Here is a 25,305-nt window from a genome sequence, read left to right as displayed (position 1 = left end):
TCACCATCACCTATGCATAATTGCATGTCGGGATTAACCGCTACAACTTGCTAAAATATCAATACCGCCATATGATATTTCAAAACCAAATTAACAATTTTTAGTAACTTTTATAACTTCCCATCATTTGTGGCTTGCTTAAATATTCCTATTTAAACGGGTTTGCATTACGAAGGTAGTGAAAATTAGATAAATAGCAAGTGTAGGTGCAAATGTTTTTGTTATTAATACGATGTTGTTAAAAAGTTGATATATAAAAAGATACCAGTTTTAAGTTTTTTTAGTAAACAAGAGTTTGATTTACCAGCGAATTTTAACTAAAAATATTTGGCACGAACATAGCTTCTACCATAAAAGTCGATGTCGTAACCAATTGAAAATTCATAGGTTCCGAATTGATAAGGGTAGATTTCAGTGTATGTTACATCAATGCCAAACCCTAATCTTAAATTGTTGTTGAAAATCCATTGAGACGTGACACAAACTGCATCTCCGGAACGAAACATTCCGCCTATCCAAAGTTTTTCCATTAACATAAAATTAGCACCTATATCAAATTGAAGTGGGTTATTCCATGTTGCCCTTACCAGCAATGTTGGTTTAAAAATTAAATTGTTTAACGTTCTAAGTCGGAAAACATAGCCACCCCCAACATAAAAGGTTCTAACCTCAGCTTGCGTTGAGTAATTATTGATATTGGTTCTGAAATCATTCTCAACAAGTTTTGGGATTGAGAAATTGATATAGTAGTTTTCATCATATAAAAATGCGCCAAAACCAAAGTTGGGTAGAAATTTCAGATCTACGTCTTCTGCAAATGCTTCATCGTATTCATTATCGGGATATAATTGATATTGGGTTAGTGGGTTTTTGTAGTTCATAAAACCAAATTTTAATCCAAATCGAAGTCTTGTTTGAGGCGTCAGTGAAATTTCGTAAGAATAGTCCGCAAAAATACTTAACCTGTTTTCTTTTCCAAAGCGGTCGTTCATTACGTTGAGACCAACTCCTACAAATTCATTTTTTAAAGGGGAATGAAACGAAATTATTTCTGTCAGAGGAGATTTTTCGATGCCAGCCCACTGTTTCCTAACCAGAGAAGAAAACCCAATTTTCTCCCACATGCCTGCATATGCCGGATTAATGGTTTGCATATTAAACATGTATTGTGTCAAAATGGGATCTTGCTGGGAAAAACCTTTTAATGTCAATAATATGACAATTAAAATGGTAATTATCTTTCTACTATTCCGTCTTCCCATCACTTAATGGATTAGAAATCCATGGTACAAACTACAAATTAAAATCAATATTGACAATAACCTGTATTATACCTTGGTTCTGATTTAATGGTTTGCGGCGCTAAGTTAAATGGATTTTTTAATAAATAGTTATGATTTCCTCAAAATTAAGTAGTTAAAACTAAAAAAAGAGCTGCAGTTTAATTCTTCAGCTCTTTCTGTTGACCTGCCAGGGCTCGAACCTGGACTCTTCTGATCCAGAGTCAGACGTGTTGCCAGTTACACCACAGGTCAATTTTGTATGCAAAAATAATCAAAAAAAGAGCATTTGCAATGCTCTTTTTGGTTGTCCCGCCAGGGCTCGAACCTGGACTCTTCTGAACCAAAATCAGACGTGTTGCCAGTTACACCACGGGACAGTCCTTAATTGTCTTTTCGTTAAAGACGGTGCAAAAATATAAATTTTTTTCTTTTGGAAACATTCTGGTCGTTTTTTTTGCAAAACATGTGTCATCACAATTTGCAATTTGTGGTTTGCCGGTTTAAACTTTCCTTTTTAAAACCTTATATTTGCCGATGATCTTTTAAAGATCAATGACTAATAATATAAGTAACTTATTCGTTCAAATTACTTTTAACTAAATATTACTAAAAGTGAAAAAAGCCTCATTAATCAATAATATCCTTGGTTGGGTAGTTTTTACCATTGCAGCACTTACATATTTTTTAACTCTTGAACCCACCGTAAGCTGGTGGGATTGCGGAGAATTTATTGTCAGCGCTTTTAAGCTGGAAGTGGGGCATCCGCCCGGAGCTCCATTCCATATGATTTTAGGCCGTTTTTTTACATTATTTGCCTCTGACGAGTCAAGAGCAGCGGTTATGGTAAATACGATGTCGGCTCTGGCAAGTGCCGGAACGATTATGTTGTTGTACTGGAGTATTGTTCATTTGGCAAAAAAACTATTTTCTTCTGAAAATCTTTCGATTGGTGAGCAAATAGCTGTATGGGGAAGTGGTTTAGTTGGAGCACTTGCATATTCATTTACCGATTCATTCTGGTTTTCTGCTGTTGAGGGTGAAGTTTATGCTTTGTCGTCTTTTTTTACTGCGGCGGTTTTTTGGGCCATTTTAAAGTGGGAAAACAATGCTGATGAAAAATATGCAAACCGCTGGTTGGTTTTAATTGGTTATTTAGTCGGATTATCAATCGGTGTCCATCTGTTAAATCTTTTGGCGATTCCCGCCATTGGATTGGTATATTATTTTAAAAAGTATGATTTTTCATGGAAAGGTGCTTTGGTAGCCACAGGAGTTTCAATTGGAGTTTTGGGGGGAATTCAGTTGGTGGTAATACCAGGTTTACCCAGGGTTGCATTTCTTTTCGACAGGATTTTTGTTAACGGTTTGGGCCTCCCTTTTAATTCAGGTATTTTATTTTTTGTTGCGCTTATTATAGCAGGCTCAGTTTGGGCAGTTCGGTATACCAGAAGCCGAAATCTGGTTGTGTGGAATACGGCGGTTACAATACTAATCGTAATTTTAATTGGTTATTCCTCGTTTGCTTTAATTCTCATTCGTGCTTCTGCAAATCCACCCATGAATCAGAATCACCCCGATAATGCTTTTGCTCTTTTAAAATATTTGAACAGGGAACAGTACGGAGAAAGACCTTTGACGTACGGACCTTACTATACTGCTCCGGCAATCGGTTCCAAAGGTGAAAAACCGCAGTATAATAAGGTTGATGGGGAATATGAGGTTACGGGGTCCATGTCGGCGGGAACAGAATATGAGCCAAAACTTGAAACCTTTTTTCCAAGGATGTATAGTAGCCAGCCTCAACATATCGAAGTTTATGAAGATTGGGGAAAAGTAAAAGGTCGCCCCGTGAGAGTGAGAACCGGAGGAGAAGTCAAAACATTAATACGGCCCACTTTTGGTGAAAACCTCAGGTTTTTCTTTTCCTATCAGCTGGGACACATGTATATGCGTTATTTTATGTGGAATTTTGCCGGAAGACAAAACGATATTCAGGGGCACGGCGGTTTTATGAACGGGAACTGGATTAGCGGAATTAAACTTATTGATGATGCGAAAGTTGGACCACGCGAAAATATACCCGATTTTATGAAAAATGATCCTACAAGAAATACCTATTATTTTCTTCCCTTGCTGTTCGGGTTGATCGGATTGTTTTTCCAATACAATCAGGGAAAGAAAGGAAAACAGGGATTTATTGTCACGCTGATGCTTTTTATTTTTACGGGAATTGCCATTATTGTTTATTTAAATCAGTATCCCGTGCAACCTCGTGAAAGGGATTATGCCTACGCAGGCTCGTTCTATGCTTTTGCTATTTGGATTGGACTTGCTGTTGCCGCCTTTTATTCTGCTTTGAGTAAATTATGGAAAGGGGCAGTTCCTGCAACCCTCGTTACATTGATTTCGCTGGTTTTGGTTCCCGGTATTTTAGCTTCGGAAAACTGGGATGATCACGACCGTTCCGGAAGATATATGACGCGCGATTATGCCAAAAATTATCTTGAATCCTGTGCTCCTAATGCCATTTTGTTTACATACGGCGACAACGATACATTTCCGTTGTGGTATGTGCAGGAAGTAGAAGGCGTGCGTCCGGATATTAAAATTATAAATGTCGGATACCTCGGTATGGATTGGTATATCAACCAGCAGCAAATGGCTACCAATGATGCTCCACCCGTACCTTTTTCTTTTGACAAGAGTAAGTATTACATGGGAATAAGGGATATTGTATTGTTTCAGGAACGATTTGAAAATTCAGTGGAACTGAGTGATGCTATGGAATTTCTCGGCAGTGATGATGTTCGAACCAAAGTGAAAGTTTCAAACGGGGAGATGATGGATTATTTTCCTGCACGTAATTTCCATATTACGGTTGATAAACAGAAGGTGTTGGAAACAGGAACTGTTCAACCGGAAGATTCAGCTTTGATTGCGGATAGAGTTGAGATAAATATTTCAAAAAATTTAATAACCAAGAGCGAAATGGCTGTTTTAAATATGATGGCGGCGAATAATTGGGAGCGCCCTATTTATATCGATCACAGCCTGGTACATGTTGGAAATATCCATTTTAAGGATTACTTGCAGTTTGAAGGCCTGGCATACCGGTTTGTACCTATTAAAACGCAAAGACAAGGAGTTTACTACGGTCATGTAAATTCCGATATTTTGTATGATAATGTAATGAATAAATATGTTTGGGGAAATGTAAACGACCCGGATATATTTTTAGATGAGTATAACCGGAAGGAGATTAATATTCTGCAGGCGCGTTATATGTTTGCCCGTTTGGCAGGTGTTTTAAATCAGGAAGGTAAAAAAGAAAAAGCGGTTGAAGTTCTTGATAAAATGTTTGAGTTGTTTCCCAATGAAATTTTACCATTAACTTATGATTCGTTCCCGGCGATAGAACAGTATTTTGTCGCGGGAGAAAATGAAAAAGGAGCTGAGTTAACAAGAACGCTGGCCGATAATTGTTTTGCAAAAGTCGATTATTTTTTATCTCTGCCCGCAAGGTTTGAGGCAGCAGCAAAAGCAGAACAGGATCGCGAATTTTCGATGTTGCGTAATATTCAATATCTAACCAGAAAATATAATCAGGACGACCTGTTTAACGAGGTTGATACACGTTTGAAAGAATTGATTGAACGTCTTCAGGGCGAAGTTGGAGCAGAGCAACCGGCACAAGATTCATAGCTTAAAGTGGGTTAATTTGGCTGCGAAGTTTTTTTACAAGTTTTTTACCCCTTGAAATTATTCCCGCAGTGGCGTGATATTCTATTTCATGCTCGATTTGCGCCAAAACTTCCGGTTTTAAATCAGGCTCTTTATCCGAGATGTTAAAAAGAATTTGCATTGCATGGACGCGAACGGCAGGTGGTTCTTCTGATGTTAAGGTTTCCAGACAAAAATCAACCAAAAAACCAAAGTACTTTTCCTGAATTTCATTCATACTAATCAGTTTCAGGAAATGGCGTTTTTTACTCAGGTTTTTTTCTGTTTTTAGTTGTTCTGTAATTTTATCAAGGTAAGGAAAAACAAGTTGGGGAAACTCGTCATGAATTTTGTCAACCAAATAAGCCGCCCGCCATGATTTTTGTTCTTTATGGTAAAGTGCGATATCCATTAATGATGAAAAAAATGTGGGACTTTTGTCGCACTCTTCAATTATAAGGTTAATGTTTTCCCAGGAATCGATAATTTCAATTAATTCTTCTTTTGTCATCGGAAAAGCTTTCCGACAAATATAACTCATTCGGGTCGCAGGCAAATAATCTTTTTTAATTTTGAATTATGATTGAGGTAACATGCGCAATTCTTCTTTTTGAAAATAAGTTTTTGATCACACAACGGAGTGCAGAGGCAGAGCATCCTTTATCCTGGGAATTTCCGGGAGGAAAAATAAAAACAGGAGAGTCTCCTGAAGATTGTATTCTGAGGGAGATAAATGAAGAGCTTGAGAAAGAAATTGAAATTCTTGAAAAGTTAAAATCAATTCCGTTTGATTATGGTTTCAAAAAGATTAAGTTAATTCCCTTTTTGTGTTCAACAACATCAATACAGTTAAAATTAAAAGAACATATTCAGGCTAAGTGGATTCAACTGGAAGATATTAGTGATTTTGATTTGTTAGATGCTGATAAAAAGCTTATTCAACATCCTGTAAATAAAGCCATATTAGAAAAATATTCTGGGAAACAGATGGATAAAACCCGATAAAACTCCGGCCCAACCAATAATGGATAAAATCATATAAAGTACAAGAAACCTTCTTCTCGAATAATATTTGTTAGCTAAAAAAGCGCCAACAGGAATGGTTAAAAATACAGGAGTGGTTACAATAATTCCCCAAAAGCCATAGGTTTTTCGAAAACGGGCAATAAGCCGGTTTCTTTTTGAAAAGATCTTTCTGCGTTTTTTCTGTTGATTCGTGTTATTCTGGACAAAATTTCTGTTTTCTGTTTTTTGTCGCCTTGGAATTAAAGTGTAAATGTATGGGCGTATCTTATGATAGATTTGAATGGCACGTTTGCTGAGGTAATAAAAGAACAAAAATCCTCCAATGCCGCCAACCAAAACGGCTATCAAGGCCTGTTTGTATTCCAGACCTATAATCATGGCATAGGGTAAAGTGAGTATATATTTCACCGATGCCAGTAACACAACATGGATAATCTTCATGGCCATTTTCTGAACTTAATTCAAATTTAGAACACCTAAATTATTAAAATTGTTTCGGGCGAAAAGTTAAAAAAAATACTTTTAATATTTTATAATGCAATATGAAAAAAATGATAAGAATTGCTCTTTATTCTCAGGTTAACAGTATGTTATAGATTGTTAATCTGATATTTTTAATTTATCAGGTTAACAGGTTTTCCATTTATAAAAGATTTCAAATTTTCTGAAGCTATTTTTATCAGCCGTGTTCTGGCTTCATATGTTGCCCAGGCAATGTGTGGTGTGATATAACAATTTTTTGCTTTTGGCAGGGGATTGTTTTCTGAAGGAGGTTCAGTGGACAGAACATCAAGACCGGCACCTGCAATTTTTTCTGAATTTAATGCGTCAGCCAAATCCTGCTCGTTGATAAGAGGTCCGCGTCCGGTATTTATAAGAAATGCGGTTGATTTCATTTTTTCGATGGTTGTTTTGTTTATAAAACCAGCGTTCTCATTTGTTAACGGACAGTTGATGCTAATAAAATCACTTTCAGAAAGCAAAGTATCCAGCTCTACCTGCGTGGCTTCTATTTCTGTATTTTTTTCACTTCGGTTCTGGTAAATTATTTTCATTCCCAAAGCCAGTCCAATTTTGGCTACAGCCTGGCCAATTTGTCCAAAGCCAATAATACCAAGAGTTTTGCCGGTCAACTCAACCTGGGGAGTTTTCCAGTAGCTAAAGTCCTTACTTTTCTCCCACTCGCCGTTTGAAACCGAGTCGGCATGTGTTGAAATGTTTTGCACAAAATTCAGCATGTGTGAAAACACCATCTGCGCAACAGACGGAGTACTGTAGGCAGGGATATTGGTAACCACAATCCCGGCTTTTTTCGCAGCTTCAATATCTACAACATTATATCCGGTTGCAAGCACGCCAATGTATTTTAATTTAGGAAGTTGGTCGATTACCTTTTTATCAAAAATAACTTTATTCGTAAAAACAGCATCTGCATCTTTTGCGCGTTCAACCGTTAATTCAGGAGGAGTACGCTCGTAAACCGTAAAATCTCCCAGTTTTTCAACATCCTTCCAGCTTAAATCTCCCGGATTCAGTGCGAATCCATCCATTCCAACAATTTTCATATTTCTGAATTTAGATTTTCGAAAATAAGGAAATATACCGACACTCAAAAAAGCAGAGTATCAATTAAAAGCAAACACCCGAAAATGTTAATTTTCAGGTGTTGCGTAAATTTTTTTCATGAAAGTTTTAATTCGCTATTTATGTAACGAATTACATATTTTCTGATTAATTTGTCGTACCCTTTCTTCATCCATTTTGATTACTTTTCGGTCGTATGTCATTAGTCCGTTTACTTCTCCTTCCACATCGGTTGTTTGCGTATAAACGGCACCGGTAAAGCCTGACTTAATCATTTTTAGAAGCTGCTCTGCGTATTCAACATATTGGTCGGTTACTTCTTTTGAATTTTTAAATTGAACATAACCCCAGTTCCGGTCGGTTGCCCACAAGTGCCCTTCAAGTGCAAGACCTATTCCACCATATTCGCCCAACACATTTGCACGGGCTCCGTCAAAGAGATACATTGCCGGGCCGGGGTAATTGTGCAGGTCAATCATATCGCCAACATGATAAAAATTTCCTCCACTTGCCGGATTAACCAAACGGCTAGGATCATAACTTTTTGTCCAGTCGGAGATTTCTTCCGTTTTAAACTGCCCCCAAGCCTCGTTGAATGGTACCCAGCAAACTATCGAAGGGTGTGAGTACAAATAATCCATAATTCCTTTCCATTCTGCACGGTAATTGGCTTCTGATTCCGGGCTTCTTTTTAATTCAGTTCCGTTAAAATACTGGTGGTTTTGCCATTGCGGAGAGCGATCGCCGTTGGGCATGTCTTGCCAAACCAAAATTCCTAATTTGTCGCAGTGAGCATACCAACGGGCCGGTTCTGCTTTTACGTGTTTGCGAATCATGTTAAAGCCAAATTCTTTGGTTTTCTGAATGTCGTATTTTAACGCCTCGTCGGTTGGTGCAGTATAAAGTCCGTCGGGCCACCAACCCTGGTCCAGGGGGCCAAACTGAAAGTAATCTTTGTTATTTAGTTGAAAACGAACAATCCCGCTTTCATCCCGCTTTGTAGAAATTTTTCGCATAGCAAAGTAGCTTTTTACTTCGTCAACCACTTTTCCGTTGCTAAAGAGTTTTACCTCTAAATCATACAAAAACGGAGATTCAGGACTCCATAATTTGGCTGAAGGAACTGAAATGTCAAGCGCTTCTCCTGCAACGGCTTTTCCTGTTGAAACTGTTGTCCCGCCTTGTTTTACGGTTACCTCATAATAATCGCCAAAAGATGTTCCACAAGTAACGGCCAGTACGTTTAAGCTTTCGTTGTCAATATTTGGAACTGATTTTACATTCTGAATAAATATTTCATTTACCGGTTCCAGCCAAACGGTTTGCCAGATACCTGTTACAGGAGTGTACCAAATTCCTCGGGGGTTGCTGGTTTGTTTTCCGCGAGCCTGGTAACCTTTGTCTGTAGGATCCCAAACTTTTACCACCAGTTTTTGCTCTCCCGATTTATTGAGGAAAGGCGTAATGTCGAAGGAAAAAGGAGCGTAGCCGCCTTTGTGTGTTCCCACTTTTATTTCGTTTATCCAAATGCCGGTTTCCCAGTCAACTGCTCCAAAATGCAACAATACTTTTTTGTTTTTCCAGGAAGCTGGAACTGTAAATGAGTTTTTATACCAAAGTTCATTTTCTTCACCTACACTTTTTTGAACACCTGAAAGACTCGACTCAACAGCAAAAGGAACGAGTATTTGCCCGTCGAAATTTGCAGGTTGCGGAGCTCCGGCTTTTGTAATGGCATATTCCCATAGTCCGTTGAGGTTTTTCCAGTCACTGCGTTCCATCATTGGGCGCGGATATTCCGGTAAAACATTATTGACATCAATTTCTTCTGCCCACCTGGTTTTTATTTTATCTCCGGCGGGTTGCCACTGGGCAAAAGTATTAAAAGCTAAAAAGTTAATAAATAGGATTAGGATTTTACTTTTCATTTTAAATATATTGATTAAAAATTGACGAATCAGATAGCTTGTAAATATATTAAAAACAAAGAATATGGGAGAGGAATTCTTTTTATACAGGAAGAAAAAAGGAGGCCGTCCCAAAAAAGTATTTTAAACTCTTAGAGTGAAACAAAGGTTTCTGTGTTCCTTTTTTGGACGGCCCCGAAATTAAACCGGAAAGTGTTAAATTAAATTTTTGCCGGATTTTTATTTGTTTTTATACACAGCTACTTCAAAAAGATTATTTCTTGTAAACCGGAAATTCTGAAATCCTTAGCGTTGTGCAACCGTAGGGAATCAACTGAATTTCTTCCTCGTCACCCACTTCGCGGTATGGCCATGCCGGCGACGGAGTTTTTCCAGCCATCCCTTTTTCTTCTTTCCAGATGGGCATCCTTCGTGCCTTTGTTTTTACTGTAATCGGTGCATTCTCAAGATTCCATGGATAAGATTTTATATCCTCCAATATATTAATCTCAAAATCTGCGTCTTCAACAGTTTTGTCCCAAATCGCATAGTTCCATGGCGATTGGGGCAGAACTTCCCAAAACGTATCTTTAAATTCGTCGGTTTTTACTTCACGCCAGTCTTCCTCTATTCGTAAAGCATAAACCAGCGGGCCGCGTTCAATCCCCAGCGATTGTTCGTGCCAGCGACTAAACCGGAAATCCATGGAAAGGTTTAGTTCCACTTTATCTCCCGGTTTCCATTCCCGGTTCAGTACAATAATACCATTTTCCGACGGAGCGTTTTGTACTGCCCCGTTAACCAAAACAGTGGCCGATTTGCACCATTCCGGAATACGCAGGTGGAACGGGAATTTAACGTTGTTTTGGGTCTCAATCGTGAAGTTTATTTTTTCTTTGAACGGATAATCTGTTGATTCAGTAATTGTAACCGTTTCACCATTTGCCACTTTGGCTGTTACTTTTGTAGGTCCGTAAACAAGGGCAGCAAGTCCGTTGTCGACTGTTGCGTACCAGGTGTTCTGTACAAATTTAGGCCATCCTTGGTGCATGTTGGTTAAACAGCATGGGTAACCGGTAGTTGTACCAAAACAAATCCGGGCTACCTTATCGTTAAAAAAGTTTCGTTCCTTGTCGGTTATCTCTATCTGGTTGGCTTGCTGGAAATATTGTTTTCCTGTAAAATCGTCGGTAATTTGCGTAGGAAGAACATTGTATGCTATTTTTTCAAGGTAGTCGGCATAATATACATCACCGGTAACGGGAAGAATGTTTTCGAAACAAAACATCATTTCCACAGCAGAGCATAATTCTGAACCTTGTGTCGGGTCATTGCCATGCAACATTTCGTCGCCACCATACATACCGTTTACAAAACCATGGACGTCGTTTAACGAAGACAATCCCTTTTTTACTGATTCCAGGTATTTTTCTTCGGGGTGCTGCTGGTAATACACAATCGGTTCTTTTAATCCCTGGGCTACATTTACACAATGTAAATCGGGTAGGGGGTTTAACTTCCTGATTATGTTTCCTGAATAAACATCGGTCCAGTCGAAAGTTTGTTTGTGAATGATTTCTGCCAGATCAAGTAAAAATTTATCTCCGGTTATGTTGTAGAGCCAGTAAACCACTGCCAAATTATCACCACCTCTGCGATTCGCCCAAAATGTAACATAACCCAGCTCATTTTCAGGTAACATTTTTAGTTGATATTTAAAATAATTTGTCATTAACGATATTACCCTTTCATCACCTGTTGCCATATAGTATTGCTGCAATACTTTTAACATTACCATTTTGGGCCACCAGTCGTTACGCATTCCCTGTTGTGTTCCCGGGATTTTTTCATAATTCCCGGGTAAATCTTTGGGCCCGAAATAACCGTCTTCACGCTGATTGTTGATGCTCCACTCAATCCATTTCTGCGCTTTTGTTTTAAGTGCTTCGTCATTTAGCAAATAGGCAAGCGGAACCAACCCATCGAGCCAGTAAGGGCCACGTTCCCAACCGTCGCCGGTACCGCCGAGCCAGCCGTTGTTGTCGCCACAAACGATACTGTAAACGCTGTCAAGATTCCCTGTCAGTCCGTCGCGTTGGGTTTTTAGCATTTCCAGCAAAAATCCTTCTGCCTGGATTGCACCAATGGGAAGTGCAGTGTAGGGTTGTGCAATCAGCGGAGCCTGGTTGGTTATGTAATGCGCGTTGCGTTTCTCTTTTGAAAAAGAAGAAAAGCAGGCCAGCAAAAATAGTATTGTGATAATGTTTATTTTTTTCATTTTGAATTTAGTTGGTATAAAGTGAACTTTGATTTTTATAGTTGATCCAGACTTCCATTTTGCCCGGCTCCCTGTTGTCCCAGGCAAAATAAGGAATAAACGTTAATTTATTAGCCTTATCTGTTGTTGTCAATACCTTCATATTGTTCAGCTTGCCCTCTCCCTGAGTTATCGTAAATATATTATTCCGGCTTATGGTTATCTCATCGATGTTTGTTGTGGCGTTATCGATTTGTTCCACGCAATAAACCAACGGACCTCTTTGAACAGCTCTTTTATTTTTGTTTTCAGCCACTCGGTCATCCGCTTTTATCAATTCAACAGGCATCTCCAGTGAAAGTGCTATCTTATCTCCCGGAGCCCATTTTCTTTCAATTGACAAATAGCCATCTTCAATGGAAGAAACTTCTATTGTTTTTCCGTTTAACGAGGCCCCGAAGCTTTTACACCAACCAGGGATTCTCAGTTTTAGATTAAAAGGAACTGAAGTTTCCGGGTCAATGGAAATGGCAATTTCACCATCCCATGGGTAATTGGTTTTTTGGGTAAGATGAACATTTGTGTTTGCCAGTTTAAAGTTTGCTTCGTTTCCGATGTAGAGGTTTACAAACACCTCGTTATCATTTTTCAGATAAATGTAACTTCCAATGGAAGGAACAAAACGTGAAATATTGCTCGGGCAACAAGCACACCCAAACCACCGTTGACGATGATGATCTCCATCTGATTCCAAGGGATTGACATAGAAAAACAAATTCCCTTCGAGGTTTACACCTGATAACACGCCGTTGTACAGGGAACGCTCCAGTATATCAACATATTTGGCATCTTTTGATAGCAGGTTCATCCGGTTATTCCAGAAAACCATACCAATTGAAGCACATGTTTCACAGTAGGCCGTTTTGTTTGGCAGGTCATAATCCTCGGTGAATCCTTCATTTGACCTCGAACTCCCAATTCCTCCGGTAACATACATGTTCCTCTGGGTAACATCTTCCCAAACACGTTTTAATGCGTCCACATACTCCGGAATATTCATCTCGGAAGCAACATCGGCCATACCTGTAAACAAGTACATAGCCCTGACTGCGTGTCCTTTTATATCGGCTATTTCTGAAACCGGTACATCATCCTGACAATAAGCAGGCCCCCATTCTGATTCCCAAATACCTCCCTTGCCGTGACCATGTCCTCTTTCTTCAAGTAACCAGCGAGCCAGGTCGAGGTATTTTTTGTTCTCTGTTGTGTGATATAATTTAACGAGCGCCAGTTCAATTTCTTCATGTCCGGGCACCCAATGTTGTTTGCCTGGGCCAAATGTATCGTCGAGGTAATCTGCGAATTTTACAGCTACATCCAAAAAACTCTTTTTCCCTGTAGCCTGATAATGAGCGATTGCAGCTTCAATCATGTGGCCGCCGCAATACATTTCATGTTTTTCCATGTCTGTCCATCGCTCGTCCGGATGGTTTAGTGTGTAAAAGGTATTCAGGTAACCATCTGCTTGTTGCGATTTTGCGATGTAACTAATCCAGTCGTCAAGTAGTTTCTCGTATTCAGGATTTGGATTATTTATAAGCGAGTAGGCGATTCCTTCCATCGCTTTATACACGTCAGAGTCGTCGAAATAAATACCCTGGTGTTGGCCTTCGAGTAATCCTGCCGCTTTTTTGAAGTTGTTTATTCTTTCCGTAGAATCTCTGGTTTGGTGTATACAGGTTTGTAAAGTATTTAGGGAGTGCGATTTCAATCGGGGCGACCAAAAACCATCCTCAATGCTTACCTGATTAAAGGGGATGGGTTGAACCTGGTACGATTGGGCAACTACTACAGAGGCACTTGTAATGCCAAATATTTGAAAAATGAGGAAAATGTATTTTTTCATCTGTCTAAATTTTTGTTACGTCTTTTTATTGGGCGAGATAAAACTTTGGTCATGCTTGTTTGAGCTGCCATCTTATATCTCAGTCGTGGGCTGTTTCATTTTTAAATTTGAATCGTTATTTTTTCTACTCTTTTTGAATTATGTTTTAGCTCTCCGTTAACAAAAATAGAAAATCCCTGTCCTTTCATATATTTTTGTCCGTCTTTATCCCAAATAACGGTGATTTCTTTGTCGTGATATTTTACTCTGTCGAGACAAAACCAATCCCAGTAATTATCAGGAACTAGCGGGTTTACGGTGAGCGTATTGTCCATTGAGGGTTGGATGCCAATGAGATCAGAAATGATGATGTCACAGAATTCAGAATGGTTGTAATCTTTTCCTCTTTCCGCTGGCTCATGTCCTCTCGCTTTTAACATTGTTCGCGAAATCCAGTCGCCGGTAAAAGGGTTGAGGTTCTCATCTATCCAGCAGAGTTTTTCTCCACGTTCATTTATTCTTCTGTGGCTATTGGAATATGTTAGTAACTGATTCACAAAATCATTTTTTGAAATTACCGACTGATTATAGTCTCTCAGGAGATTTCCCATTGCTTTCAAGGTTACAGAGGTTGCAAAAGGCCAGCTCGGACCATTCCACTGGCAGGCGTGTCCTTCATAAACTACTTTGAATTCCGGGTGTTTTTGCTCAGCAGTTGTTGGTCCGTAGGGAGCTTTAAATCCTTCGTTACTTAAAAGGAATTTCCACGCCAAAGAGTGTTTATCTTCAGGAATACTAAAATACCACGGGGTATAGCCGTGAAGTTCTCTAACATCAACCAGGCTAAGCGAGTCTTTTTTTATTAGTGAAAAAGAATCGGAATATCTTTTATCAACCAATTTATTATACTCTTCAGGCGTTAATGGTAAAGTTTTAAAAAATTGAGCATCAGCGTCCCATAATTTTGATAATAGCAATTCTTTTAGTGTTGAGCCTTTCCTGGAATATGTTTCTTCAAGTGCTTTGTTTCCGGCCATTCGAGCTATTTCAGCAATAGCTGCTGCATCTCCAATCATGTATGAATTGATGGTTGCTCTTTTCCCGGAACCTCCAACCGATACTTCCATTCCATCCCGGTTGTCAAATTGCCAGAATAAACCATCCTCAGCTAATCTTTCGTTTTCCCATCCGTCATAATTTTCAACAAAAAAGGGAAGTAACTCTGTAACTAATTTTTTATTTTGGTGAACCGAGGCAAATGCCAGTATGGAATTCGGAGCCCAGAAACTATATGAGCGTAAACTGCCCCCTCCTTTAAACCAAAAATTAGCATAGTCTGCCAGGTAATTTTGGTTTCGTAACCACCTCCCTTCGTAAAAATGGTGTCCTGCAGGACAATTAATCGTATTGTATTTTCCGGCCCAGGAAACATCAGGCAGAAATTCGGTTATAACAAACCCGTCTTCTGTATTTTTTATGTGTTTCCTGAATGTCCACCAACGGAAATAATAGGTTTTTTCCAATTCCTTGTCCGGACAATTAAAATAAGGGATATTGTTTTTTAAAAACTCTTCGGCCTTATCATTTGGAAAATATTGAGTGTACAGTTCAACATCATTCTTATTAAATTCCTGAATATAGGGACCAAAATCTTTCCAGACTAAAGTGTTCTTTGTTTCTTCTTTTACGATATTCTCTTTAGGTTTTTTTTTGCATCCACCTAAAAATGTACTTAGTAAAAGAATTATAACCAGTGCTCTACACATTTTTTTTGAATTTATCGATTTATGGTTATGATGAGTACCAAGAGCGATCAGTTATCTTAAAATAGACAACTGATCGCTAATTATTTATTCGTAGTCAGGGTTTTGAGCAAGATTAGGATTTGCATCTATTACTGTTTGCGGAATAGGAAATACCTCCGCTTTTTCACCCTGCGGTTTGTGAGAGAGCCAGCTTTTTGTGGAATAGGTGCCAAATCGGATCATATCTCTTCTTCTTACCCATTCACAAGCAAATTCGTATCCCAGTTCGTCATAGAATCCGCCATATTCTACAGGAGAGCTGTCCCCGTTGTCAACAATTTCATAATTTTCAACATAGCCAAAATCGTAGTTGCTGTTTGCGGACAATTGAGTTCCGGTAACAGTAGCTTTTGCCGGAGCATCTTTAAAAGCCCTTTCTCTTACCTGGCTTACTATTGTTGCAGCTTCATCTTCCTGACCTTTTCGTAACAGACATTCCGCTTTCATCATTAACACCTGGGCGTAGCGAAAAAATGGCACGTCATTATTCATATTGTATTGGGCACCCATTTCAGGCAGGAACTTTTTTATTCTGTATCCCTCGTCTTCAGTCGTATACATTCCGTCAGGCAGGTCTTTTGAATAATTTAGTTGTTCTCCGGCCCTGTCGTAAGTACATAAAAGCGGAGTGACTCCGTCTGCCGCAAATTGCAGCCCATGTTCCCATGTGTCGTCGAGGCGCGAATCATCCGGATCATAAGTGTCTATAAACTGGGAAACAGCTTTTGCGCATCCGGCGCCCCACGGCGTAGTGCCAAGATTGTATTTATATCTGGATGAAGCGTGGAAAGTATAATTGCTGTATAAACCACTGCCGTTTATTTCGTCATAAGGGATAGCGAAAATTGTTTCCGTTGAATTTTCATTATTTGCAGTAAAACAATCAGCATAATTTTGTTCCAGTGCGTATTTATCAGAACTAATAATATCGTTGCATTCTGAAATACATTTATCCCATTCAGCCGTGCCTGTGTATACTTCGGCATTTAAGTACAGGTTTGCCAGCAGAGTTTTTGCTGACCACTTGTTAAAACGTCCATACATTAAAGTACTGTTCTCGTCGCTTAGTTGAGATAAAGAAGTTGTAATATCACTGACTATCGATTGAAATATATCTTCGCGGGTTGTTGAAGAAGGCAATTCCTGCGATGTTGTTGTTACAAAAGGAACATCTCCAAAATTGTCAATTAACAACCAGTAATAAAATGCTCTCGCAACCTTCATTTCTGCAATTAAAGATTCTTTACTTAAATCAGACGGTACAGGAACTACATCACCTTCCAACTGCTCGATTATTCTATTGGCATGTAAGACTCCGGGATATAATTTTGCCCAGAGATTTTTTACCTGAGGAGCTTCTGAGTTCCAGGTATGAAGATGCATCTTTTTGTATATCCCTCCGTCGTCCCATCCTGAGGCGTTTGCCGGCATAACCAGTATATCGGTTGTTGATTCCTGCATTATTGAAAACCCGGAGTGAGAATGTAATCCTCTTAAGTTTTGGTAAACCGGGCCTATTACACTGTAAATTTCATCAGAGGTATAGTTATATCCATCTTCTGTTAATTCGGAATAGACAGTTTCAGTTAAATCGTTACATGAAAAATGACTAACCAATATAAGCGTTGCTATAATTATTTTTAATAAATTTTTCATTTTTACTCGTTTTAAAATTTCATTGAAAATCCGAACGTAAATGTTCTGGTTGAAGGATATCTGTCTCTGTAATCCAGCCCCGGATATAATCCCAAACTATTTACTTCCGGATCTATTCCGCTATATCCGGTAATGGTAAACATATTTGAGCCCGATAAATACAATCTCAGATTCTTTACTATACTCCCTTTTAGATTGAGAGTGTAGCCCAGCGTAATATTATCGATTTTCCAGTAATCACCGTCCTCAATAAAGTAACTTACATACTGAAGTTCCTGATAATCATTAAGAGGTCTTTTCCCATAAATATTATCATAAGTGCTTGCCACTACGTTTCCACGGGTAAGACTAACCGGTACAGCATAAAACATTTTTGTCATATTTAATATTTGATAGGCAAAAGCACCGCGCATTGTTACGTTTAAATCAAATTGTTTGTAACGAATTGTATTGTCCCAGCTGAGGTAGTGTTTTGGTAAACCATTGCCCAAAACTTTTTTGTCATCTGGTTGCTGTTCCGCAATGGGTTTTGGGTTTCCGTCTTTCCCTTCAATGATCCAGTAACCGTCTTCGTCAATGTCGATTGATTTAAAACCATAGAAATTTCCGATTGCCTCACCTTCTTCTACTCTGTGTGTAGTCGACTGTATTGGTTCTCCGGTAGAACCGGTATAAAAATATCCACTTTGAAGTTGGAATTTATCGTTGGACAATGAAAGCAGTTTATTACTGTTAGTGGAATAGTTTACCTTTGTTGTCCAGTTAAAATCCTTTGTTTCCACCGGAATTGCGGTGATTTGAATTTCAAGTCCTTTGTTTTCCATTGAACCTGCATTTGCAAGCACACTGCTGTAAAGATACGGAGGCGTTGAAACATTGTAGTTCCAGAGTAAATCTTTTGTTGTGCGTTTATAAGCATCTATAGCTCCGGAGATTCGGTTGTTAAAGAATCCAAAATCCAATCCAATATTAACTTCCTCTTTTGTTTCCCATCTTAAGTCGGGGTTGGCATTGGAAGAAGGATATATTACAGGAATCCATTCACCGTTTAACAAATACTTATTTCCGTAGGTTAATCTGCTTAGCGATTGGTATGTGTCTGACGGAGCTGTTCCCGTAATACCAAACCCTACTCTTAATTTTAATTGAGACACTGAACTTTGGATATTTTTCATAAAATCCTCCTTCATCAGGTTCCAACCGGCTGAAACGGCCGGGAATGCCCCCCATTTATGGTCTTTCCCAAATTTTGAGGAGCCTTCGTACCTTAAACTGGCCATAAGCAAATATTTGTTTTTAAAACTGTAATTCACCCTGCCAAAATAACTTACCAGTCTCGATGAGGTTTTGTTGGAATCCATTCCGGCTCTACCTTCCGTGAGAGCAGCGCCGTCTGACATATTATTGTATGAATATTTATCGCTGGGAAAGTCAAAGTTGTTCATCCAGTAAAATTCATAGGTGTCCTGCTGGAAACTGTAACCTGCCAAAGCGTTAATGTTGTGGTTTTTAAATGATTTTGAATATGTTGACGTTAGTTCCAGCAAGTCATCTACATTTCTTGTTGTACCTTTGGATGCGAATCCGGTTCTTTTTTCCCGGATGCTGTTCAAGTGGTTAAATGATTCAGAATATCCGGCTGTTTTGTTGTAAATGTCTCTTGATGCCAGTGCCTTGAGCGTTAGTCCTTCGAGAGGATAAAAAGTTATTGTTCCAAAAGGTTTAAAATTTGTAATTGCAATTTCTCCTTCTGTTTCTTTTATTAAGGCCAGTGGATTGGCGTAGTTGTTCATTTCAGGATGTTCTGTCCAGTTCCCGTCTTCGTCTTTAACAGGGTCGGTCGGATTGTAAATCAGTGCATTTCTGTATACATCCCCTCTCCAACTGTAACCATCGCCTCCAGAGAAATATTTTTGATCGTAGCCAATAATATTTCCATTAAGTTTTAACTTCCCGTCAAACATTGTATGGTTGGCTTCTATTCGGGTAGTCAACACATTATTATCGGAGCGCAACATCAATCCCTGAAGCTGTTTGTAATTGATGTTCATTATGTAGTTTGTGCTGGAGTTTCCTCCTTTCATACTAAAATTATGATTCTGGGAAATTGGAGTTCTGAAAATTTGGTCGATCCATTTTGTTGTGGCACCATAATCAATTGCTCCCGGTTTTTCTTGTGCTACCAGATTTCGGTATTGATCTGCATTCATAAAGTCAATTGTTTTGGTAATAGTTTGTGTTGTTACATAACTATTCCATTCTATAGTTGCAGGAGTTTCGCCCTTAACTTTTTTCGTGGTTATAAGCACAACGCCGTTGGTGCCCCGGGTGCCATAAATTGCTGCGGCAGAACCATCTTTAAGTACATCAATGGTTTCAATGTCTTCCGGAGCAACATCGGTCAGAGAGCCGGGAACTCCGTCGATTACAATTAATGGCTGGGTGCCGGCAGCTAATGTTGTTACTCCGCGTAAAACAATTTGTGAAGTTCCGGTTGGATCAGCGTCGGGATTTATAATGTTAACACCCGCAATTTGCCCTCTTATAAGCTGCGCTGCATCTTTTACAGAACCTTTTACAAAGTCTTCCGAGTTTACACTTGACACCGCATTTGTTAATTCCTCTCTTTTTAAGGTTCCGTAGCCAATGGCCACAACCTCCTCAATGCCAATAGCCTCTTCTTCCATTACTACATTAATTGTAGCTTTTCCTTCCTGCGGAATTTCCAGGGTCTTCATTCCTACAAATGAAAACAGCAGCACAGCATTTCCGGGGATATCCGATAATGAATATTCGCCGTTTGCGTCAGAAACGGTACCTTTAGTAGTGCCTTTTACGACTACAGTTACTCCGGGTAACGGCAATCCATTGAGATCAGTGATTTTTCCTTTTACCTTATTACCGCCTTGTTGCTCAAATAAAAGAGAGTCTTTTGTATTTGTTAACAATATTTGTCTTTCAATAACCTGATAACTAATTCCGGAGGAAACTAAAACCTTCTGTAATACCTCTTCTATGGTATTATTTGAAAAATAAGCGTCAACTTTACGTTCGACATCAATTTTTGTATCACTGTATAAAAACCTGAACTCACTTTGGAGTTCAATTTCTTCCAATACCTGTTTTATTGAAACATTTTTCATATCCAGGTTAAACCGTCTGTTTTGAGAGTAGCTGTTTGCAGAAACATGGATTGCTGCGATAAGCATAATAAAGAATACTACTTTCATCATTTTTAAAATTTTACTCCAGGGGATAACACAACTTTCCCATGAAGTTGAAACTCGACTTTTTTTCATAATTTTGTTTTATGGTTTAATACTTAATTTACCAGCTTCGACTTTGGTAAATTTTGTTTAATCTCGAACAGGAGTATGTTGGCGCATATTCCTGTTTGTTTTTTTAATTTTGTTTCATGTAAAATGTTTATATATCATAGTTTATAGTTATATTTTCTCCGTTGATAGTATAAGTAAATGGTGTAACAAGTCGCATTAACTCAAGCATTTCTCTGCAGCTTTCTGTTTTTATTGTTAATGTATATCTCAGATTTTTAACTTTTTCGAAATTTGGAATAGAAATCGAAACTCCATACCATCGTTCTAACCGTACAATTAAATGCTGTAATTCTTCATTGTTGACCCTTAGGACATTATCTTTCCAGCAGGTGTAATACTCAGGATCAATAGCACTTACCTGATATTTGTTTTCCTCATTAATATAAAACCGCTGATTTGGTTTTAGCTTTATTTCTTCGTTGTTGCCGGTAACAACAGATACGGCTCCTTCTTCCAGTATAATTTCAGATGTAACCTGCTCTTTAAATGCCCTTACATTAAAACTTGTTCCATATACTTTTACGGTATATTTTTCTGTTTCAACAAAAAATGGGTTCTTTTTATCTTTTGTCACATCGAAAAAAGCTTCCCCTTCCAGATGAACCTTTCTATTCAATTCATCTCCCATGAAGCAGGTTAGCGTTGAGCCGGAATTTAGCCAAACTCTGGTTCCGTCGGCTAATATCATGTTACTTTTCTGCCCGGGAGGAACGATGTATTGTGTTTTCTGTCCTTCCTGTGCTGTATTGGGGCGGCTAAAATAGAAATATATGCTTATTGTAATAAAAGGGATAAGTAATATCACGGCAGTTTTGTTCCACCAGTTCGGGAACAGACGAATATTTTTTCCCGGTTTATCTTGTTTAACAATCTTATGTTTCAGAATAGTTAATGATGGAATATACTCTTCGCGGTTAACCGGTTCCTCCTCGAAATGGATAGCTTCGACGATTTGTCGGGCGATTTGGATTGTTTCTTTTTTGGTGGGATTATTTTTTATAAATGTTTCCCAAAAAAGTTGGCTTTCTTCATCGGGAGCAAAGACCCATTTTCTGAATTTTTCATCCTCTACAAAATCTTCGTAGCCCAAATTATTATAGTTACTTTCCCTTTTCATAAAAGAAGCGACAAAATGTTTTTACTTGGTAATGATGGTAAGACAATATTTATACTATCTGGAAAATGTGTTTTATAACACCTGTGTGGAAGGTGGAACGTAATTTTTTTGGAGTTGAGGGAGTTGAAAAAGAAAAAGGAACAGTTGATCCTTATTGTTCTGAAAATCTTCTTTCATTGAGTGAAGGGCGCGGCTCATTAAATTACGTACTGTTTGCATTTTTGTGCCGTAAAATTCAGCTATTTGTTGATAGGACAGGTTATTATAGAAACGAAGATAAATTATTTCCTGTTGTTTTTCTGAGAGTTTTCCAATTGCATTGATTATCTTTTTTTTACTTTCTTCTTCGATTTCTTTTGTGATTAATTGATGCTCAACAGATTCAATCAAACTAAATTCAATGTTTTTTTGAACTTCTGTCTCGCCGGTTAGTTTTACTGAAGTTTTTTTTGTCAGTTTATATCGAAGCGCTCTTAAAAGGTAATAGCGAATATTATCTGTTTTTGCCAGTCGCTCTCCTGATTTAATCAGTTCCAGAAAGAGTTCCTGTATATTATCTTTTACAGTATCTGTGTCTTTAATAAACTTGAGTCCATAATAATAAAGTGCTGAATAGTTTTCTTCATAGATAATTTCTAAAGCATCTTTATTGCCTTGCCTGAAACTATCCCAGATGATATTTTCTTTGATGGATTTCAACTGGCTTTAATTAGGAAGAACAAAGATGAAATAAAATGGAGAATTTTCAAAGATGATGAACCCAGAGGGAGAACGTTTTCCTGAGTTTCGTTAAATTTCAGAATTCGGGAAGACCATCTTTGCTATCGATGCAATAGTGTACGCAAATATATTTATAACCTTAATGTCGGTAGCCTTTGTAGTAATATCGACTATAACTTATTGCCAGAACATCAATGTATTAATTCGTTTGCGCAATTGTTCAATTACATCTTTTCTAATATTATTTTACGCTTATCTATTAAAATGCCACAATTAATACTTTGCTTTCTAATGTTTTGTAAATGAGTTTGTAATGTTTTAATATTGTAAGCTTATCCCTATTACGACTACGTGATAAACGTCCTTTTTTCTCGAGAAGAGAGGGAGAGTTCCTGTAATTAAATTTATTCTTTGTGTTACTGTTTCAGATATCAAATTATTTTTGGTGAAAATTGCCACAGCATTTTTTTGTCCCTTCTTCCGTCTATTGAAACTCTCATTTTGCTATATAAACAATCTCCGAATCTTCTCTGAATAATAAGGTTTAGAAAAGTGGCTTTATTTAAAATTCATTTTAAATTTTGTTAAATATATGTCCTCGTCGTGTTGGGCCATGGATAATCCCCAATTGACTTCTTTACTATCAGAATCACTGCTAATAGACGGACGGTATAGCCCGGGAGCTGCAGGGAGTGCATGGAGATTATTCTTGATTGTTTTAAAATTGATTCCGTTGGCAGCAAAATGTAATGACTTATTTAAACACGCCAGAGAAGCGATTCCTCCATTTCGATTCCATATAAGTACTTCGTGACTTCTGTCGAGTACCGGAGATTTAAGTTTTTCATATGGTCCTTCGGGGGTATTTGCAACCGCAATTCCCATTTGTGTATGTCCCGGGCCTTTTTTTCCGTAGATTCTGGATCTTCCCTTATAATACAACCAAACTTTTCCATCTCTAATATTCAGTGCTGCATCATCAATTCTGTAACTATCAAAAGCAGTAGAATCTTTACTAATGGTTAACACAGGCTGGTCACTCATCCTTAAAAACGGTCCGTTAGGCGAGTTAGCCATAGCTAATCCAATCGCGGTAATATCCGTATCCGAATTATTTTCGAAAATCAGTCCTGACACTCCAGGTGTTGGTTTAACTCCTGTATAGTACAAATAATATTTATCTTCATAAAAAAGAATATTGGGCGTAAAAACAGCGTGGCTATCAAAAGCCCTTTCCTTACCTGTCCCTAAAACCAGCCCCTTTTCTGTCCAGGAATTTCCGTCTTTGGAAGTTGCATACCAGATTGTTCCATAATACCCGGAATTGTATAGAGGTGTTTTTTCCCCTTTTGTGGCCGCAAATACCTTTGTGTACCATATATAGTAGGTATTATCCACCTTAATAATATCACTTGGATCGCGACGGGTAATCCCTTCTTCATAGCCAATCCCTTTTATATTTTCGTATTCGAACCATATAGTATCAAAAAAAGTTTCAGCAGACAGGGATTTGGCTGTATGTTTCTCTTTTTTCAATCCACAAGAAAATAATATCAATACGGAAGTAGTGAAAATTAGTTGTTTTAAGAATCGTTTTCTCATAGTAACAATAATTATCTATTAATATCGACCAAGCCTGGTAGTCTTTTATTTTTAGCCAAGTCTGATTCAAAATCTGAGATTTTCTCAGCCATTTGTTTAGCGATTTCGGGAAATTCGGGATATCGATTATTCGTTTCACCAATGTCTTCTTTTAAATTATATAAATGGGGTGAGTGTCCAGGAAAAAACTTCCAGTCCCCAAACCTTACAGCCTTGCAGCCTTGATTCTGGTTAAAATAGAAAAATGGCCTTTGTCCGTTTTTTATTTTTTTGCCCAATATCAAACTACTTACATCTTCTCCATCAATAATTCTGTCTTCAGGCAATTCAATTCCTGCCAAACTTGCGAATGTTGGATAAAGATCAATGCTAGCAACCAATTGGTTACAAGTGTTTCCTTCGGCTATTTTTCCTTTCCAATACATAACACATGGAACTCGTAAACCCCCTTCGTACATCGTTCCTTTTTTCCCTCTTAATGCCCCGGCACTTCCTACAGCAGGCCCATTGTCCGACGTAAAAATAACCAGTGTGTTTTCGTCAAGCCCAAGTGTTTTTAATTTTTCCAAAACCACACCTACACTCCAATCCAGTTCTTCAATGGCCGCCGGATATAAAAAATCCCTGCTCTTTTTATCCTCGCCATCGATGTTGGAAAGTTGATCGGTAGAAAATCTCATTTGTGAAAGACTATCGGAGACATGACATGGACGATGTGGCATACTGTGTGCCAAATAGAGAAAGAAAGGATGGTCTTGATTTTTCTCAATAAAAGAGACAGCCTGTTCTGTATAACGTTTAACAAGTAAATTCTGATCTGGGTTTAATTCAATTACTTGGGTTCCCTCAATTAGCGGTAGTGGACTAAAATTATATTTGGAATTATCCGGGATCATATCACCCATATCATTACTGTATGGTAGTCCGAAATATTCATCAAAACCGTGATTCATAGGCATAAAATCCGGCAGATTGCCTAAGTGCCATTTCCCGATACAGGCTGTCCGGTAATCTTTGGCTTTTAATAATTCGGCTAGGGTTATTTCTTCCGGATTTAATCCATAAGCCATTCCATTTTTTTGTCCCAGCGGCATGTTGTTAGGAAACAATACAGAAGGTAGGCCAACCCGTTGCGGGTAACAGCCGGTAAGTAAAGCAGCCCTTGAGGGAGTACAAACAGAAGCTGCAACATAAAAATCAGTAAAAAGCATACCTTCTGCTGCCATTTTATCAATATTGGGAGTTCTAATGTTTTTATTCCCGTAACATCCAACATCACCATATCCCTGATCATCAGTAAAAATAATGACAAAGTTAGGTTTTTGAGCTATATTGAATAATGTTAGAAGGCTGAATATTAAGGTAATATATAATTTTTGTTGGTTCATATCTTATTTTTTATTCT

The 25,305-nt window shown here is 38.2% G+C and carries 16 protein-coding genes and 2 tRNA genes; 2 read left to right on the top strand and 16 right to left on the bottom strand.

Annotated features, from left to right (window positions below; all coding sequences use genetic code 11):
* Positions 1-317 precede the first annotated feature (317 nt).
* The 3 genes from GM418_RS08495 to GM418_RS08485 all read right to left on the bottom strand — a co-directional run bounded on the left by GM418_RS08495 (position 318) and on the right by GM418_RS08485 (position 1,660).
* A complete protein-coding gene (locus GM418_RS08495) occupies positions 318-1,262 on the bottom strand; it encodes a PorP/SprF family type IX secretion system membrane protein (protein WP_158865072.1) in 945 nt (314 codons plus the stop codon).
* 200 nt (positions 1,263-1,462) lie between these two features.
* Positions 1,463-1,535 (bottom strand) — tRNA-Gln (locus tag GM418_RS08490).
* A 49-nt stretch (positions 1,536-1,584) separates the two neighbouring features.
* A tRNA-Gln gene (locus GM418_RS08485) sits at positions 1,585-1,660 on the bottom strand.
* Between the two features lie 235 nt (positions 1,661-1,895).
* On the opposite strand from GM418_RS08485, the gene GM418_RS08480 reads away from it, so the two are divergent.
* On the top strand, positions 1,896-4,985 hold the full coding sequence (locus tag GM418_RS08480) for a glycosyltransferase family 117 protein (RefSeq protein ID WP_158865070.1): 3,090 nt from the start codon (positions 1,896-1,898) through the stop codon (positions 4,983-4,985).
* A gap of 1 nt (position 4,986) precedes the next feature.
* On the opposite strand, the gene GM418_RS08475 is transcribed toward GM418_RS08480, so the two are convergent.
* Positions 4,987-5,514, bottom strand: a complete 528-nt coding sequence (locus GM418_RS08475; protein WP_158865068.1) for a hypothetical protein — start codon at positions 5,512-5,514, stop codon at positions 4,987-4,989.
* Between the two features lie 68 nt (positions 5,515-5,582).
* Here GM418_RS08475 and GM418_RS08470 point away from each other — a divergent pair, with 68 nt between their 5' ends.
* Positions 5,583-6,008 (top strand): NUDIX domain-containing protein, encoded by a 426-nt coding sequence (locus GM418_RS08470; protein WP_158865066.1) that lies wholly within the window; start codon positions 5,583-5,585, stop codon positions 6,006-6,008.
* Here GM418_RS08470 and GM418_RS08465 read toward each other — a convergent pair.
* The 12 genes from GM418_RS08465 to GM418_RS08410 form a co-directional block, all read right to left on the bottom strand.
* Positions 5,967-6,476, bottom strand: coding sequence for a hypothetical protein (locus GM418_RS08465; protein ID WP_158865064.1), 510 nt, complete (start codon positions 6,474-6,476; stop codon positions 5,967-5,969). The genes GM418_RS08470 and GM418_RS08465 overlap by 42 nt on opposite strands.
* Positions 6,477-6,643: 167 nt before the next feature.
* Positions 6,644-7,594, bottom strand: coding sequence for a D-2-hydroxyacid dehydrogenase (locus GM418_RS08460; RefSeq protein WP_158865062.1), 951 nt, complete (start codon positions 7,592-7,594; stop codon positions 6,644-6,646).
* Between the two features lie 135 nt (positions 7,595-7,729).
* The gene (locus tag GM418_RS08455; protein WP_158865060.1) at positions 7,730-9,541 is read right to left on the bottom strand and encodes a glycoside hydrolase family 2 protein; all 1,812 of its coding nucleotides are present in this window, start codon (positions 9,539-9,541) and stop codon (positions 7,730-7,732) included.
* 253 nt (positions 9,542-9,794) lie between these two features.
* The gene (locus GM418_RS08450) at positions 9,795-11,798 is read right to left on the bottom strand and encodes a beta-L-arabinofuranosidase domain-containing protein (RefSeq protein ID WP_158865058.1); all 2,004 of its coding nucleotides are present in this window, start codon (positions 11,796-11,798) and stop codon (positions 9,795-9,797) included.
* Between the two features lie 7 nt (positions 11,799-11,805).
* On the bottom strand, positions 11,806-13,683 hold the full coding sequence (locus tag GM418_RS08445) for a glycoside hydrolase family 127 protein (protein ID WP_158865056.1): 1,878 nt from the start codon (positions 13,681-13,683) through the stop codon (positions 11,806-11,808).
* A gap of 101 nt (positions 13,684-13,784) precedes the next feature.
* The gene (locus tag GM418_RS08440; RefSeq protein ID WP_158865054.1) at positions 13,785-15,428 is read right to left on the bottom strand and encodes an MGH1-like glycoside hydrolase domain-containing protein; all 1,644 of its coding nucleotides are present in this window, start codon (positions 15,426-15,428) and stop codon (positions 13,785-13,787) included.
* 84 nt (positions 15,429-15,512) lie between these two features.
* Positions 15,513-17,123 (bottom strand): RagB/SusD family nutrient uptake outer membrane protein, encoded by a 1,611-nt coding sequence (locus GM418_RS08435; protein ID WP_158865052.1) that lies wholly within the window; start codon positions 17,121-17,123, stop codon positions 15,513-15,515.
* Positions 17,124-17,134: 11 nt separating this feature from the next.
* The gene (locus GM418_RS08430) at positions 17,135-20,422 is read right to left on the bottom strand and encodes a SusC/RagA family TonB-linked outer membrane protein (protein ID WP_217447741.1); all 3,288 of its coding nucleotides are present in this window, start codon (positions 20,420-20,422) and stop codon (positions 17,135-17,137) included.
* A 127-nt stretch (positions 20,423-20,549) separates the two neighbouring features.
* The gene (locus tag GM418_RS08425; protein WP_158865050.1) at positions 20,550-21,578 is read right to left on the bottom strand and encodes a FecR family protein; all 1,029 of its coding nucleotides are present in this window, start codon (positions 21,576-21,578) and stop codon (positions 20,550-20,552) included.
* A 72-nt stretch (positions 21,579-21,650) separates the two neighbouring features.
* Positions 21,651-22,277, bottom strand: a complete 627-nt coding sequence (locus GM418_RS08420) for an RNA polymerase sigma factor (protein WP_158865047.1) — start codon at positions 22,275-22,277, stop codon at positions 21,651-21,653.
* Positions 22,278-22,856: 579 nt separating this feature from the next.
* On the bottom strand, positions 22,857-23,900 hold the full coding sequence (locus GM418_RS08415) for a family 43 glycosylhydrolase (RefSeq protein ID WP_158865045.1): 1,044 nt from the start codon (positions 23,898-23,900) through the stop codon (positions 22,857-22,859).
* 11 nt (positions 23,901-23,911) lie between these two features.
* Positions 23,912-25,288: a sulfatase family protein gene (locus GM418_RS08410; RefSeq protein ID WP_158865043.1), complete on the bottom strand. Its 1,377-nt coding sequence runs from the start codon at positions 25,286-25,288 to the stop codon at positions 23,912-23,914.
* Positions 25,289-25,305: the final 17 nt, after the last annotated feature.

The sequence above is a fragment of the Maribellus comscasis genome (genome assembly GCF_009762775.1).
Taxonomy (GTDB): Bacteria; Bacteroidota; Bacteroidia; order Bacteroidales; family Prolixibacteraceae; genus Draconibacterium; species Draconibacterium comscasis.
Note: the sequence above shows the minus strand (reverse complement) of the source record. Positions and strands in the feature narration are given on the sequence as shown.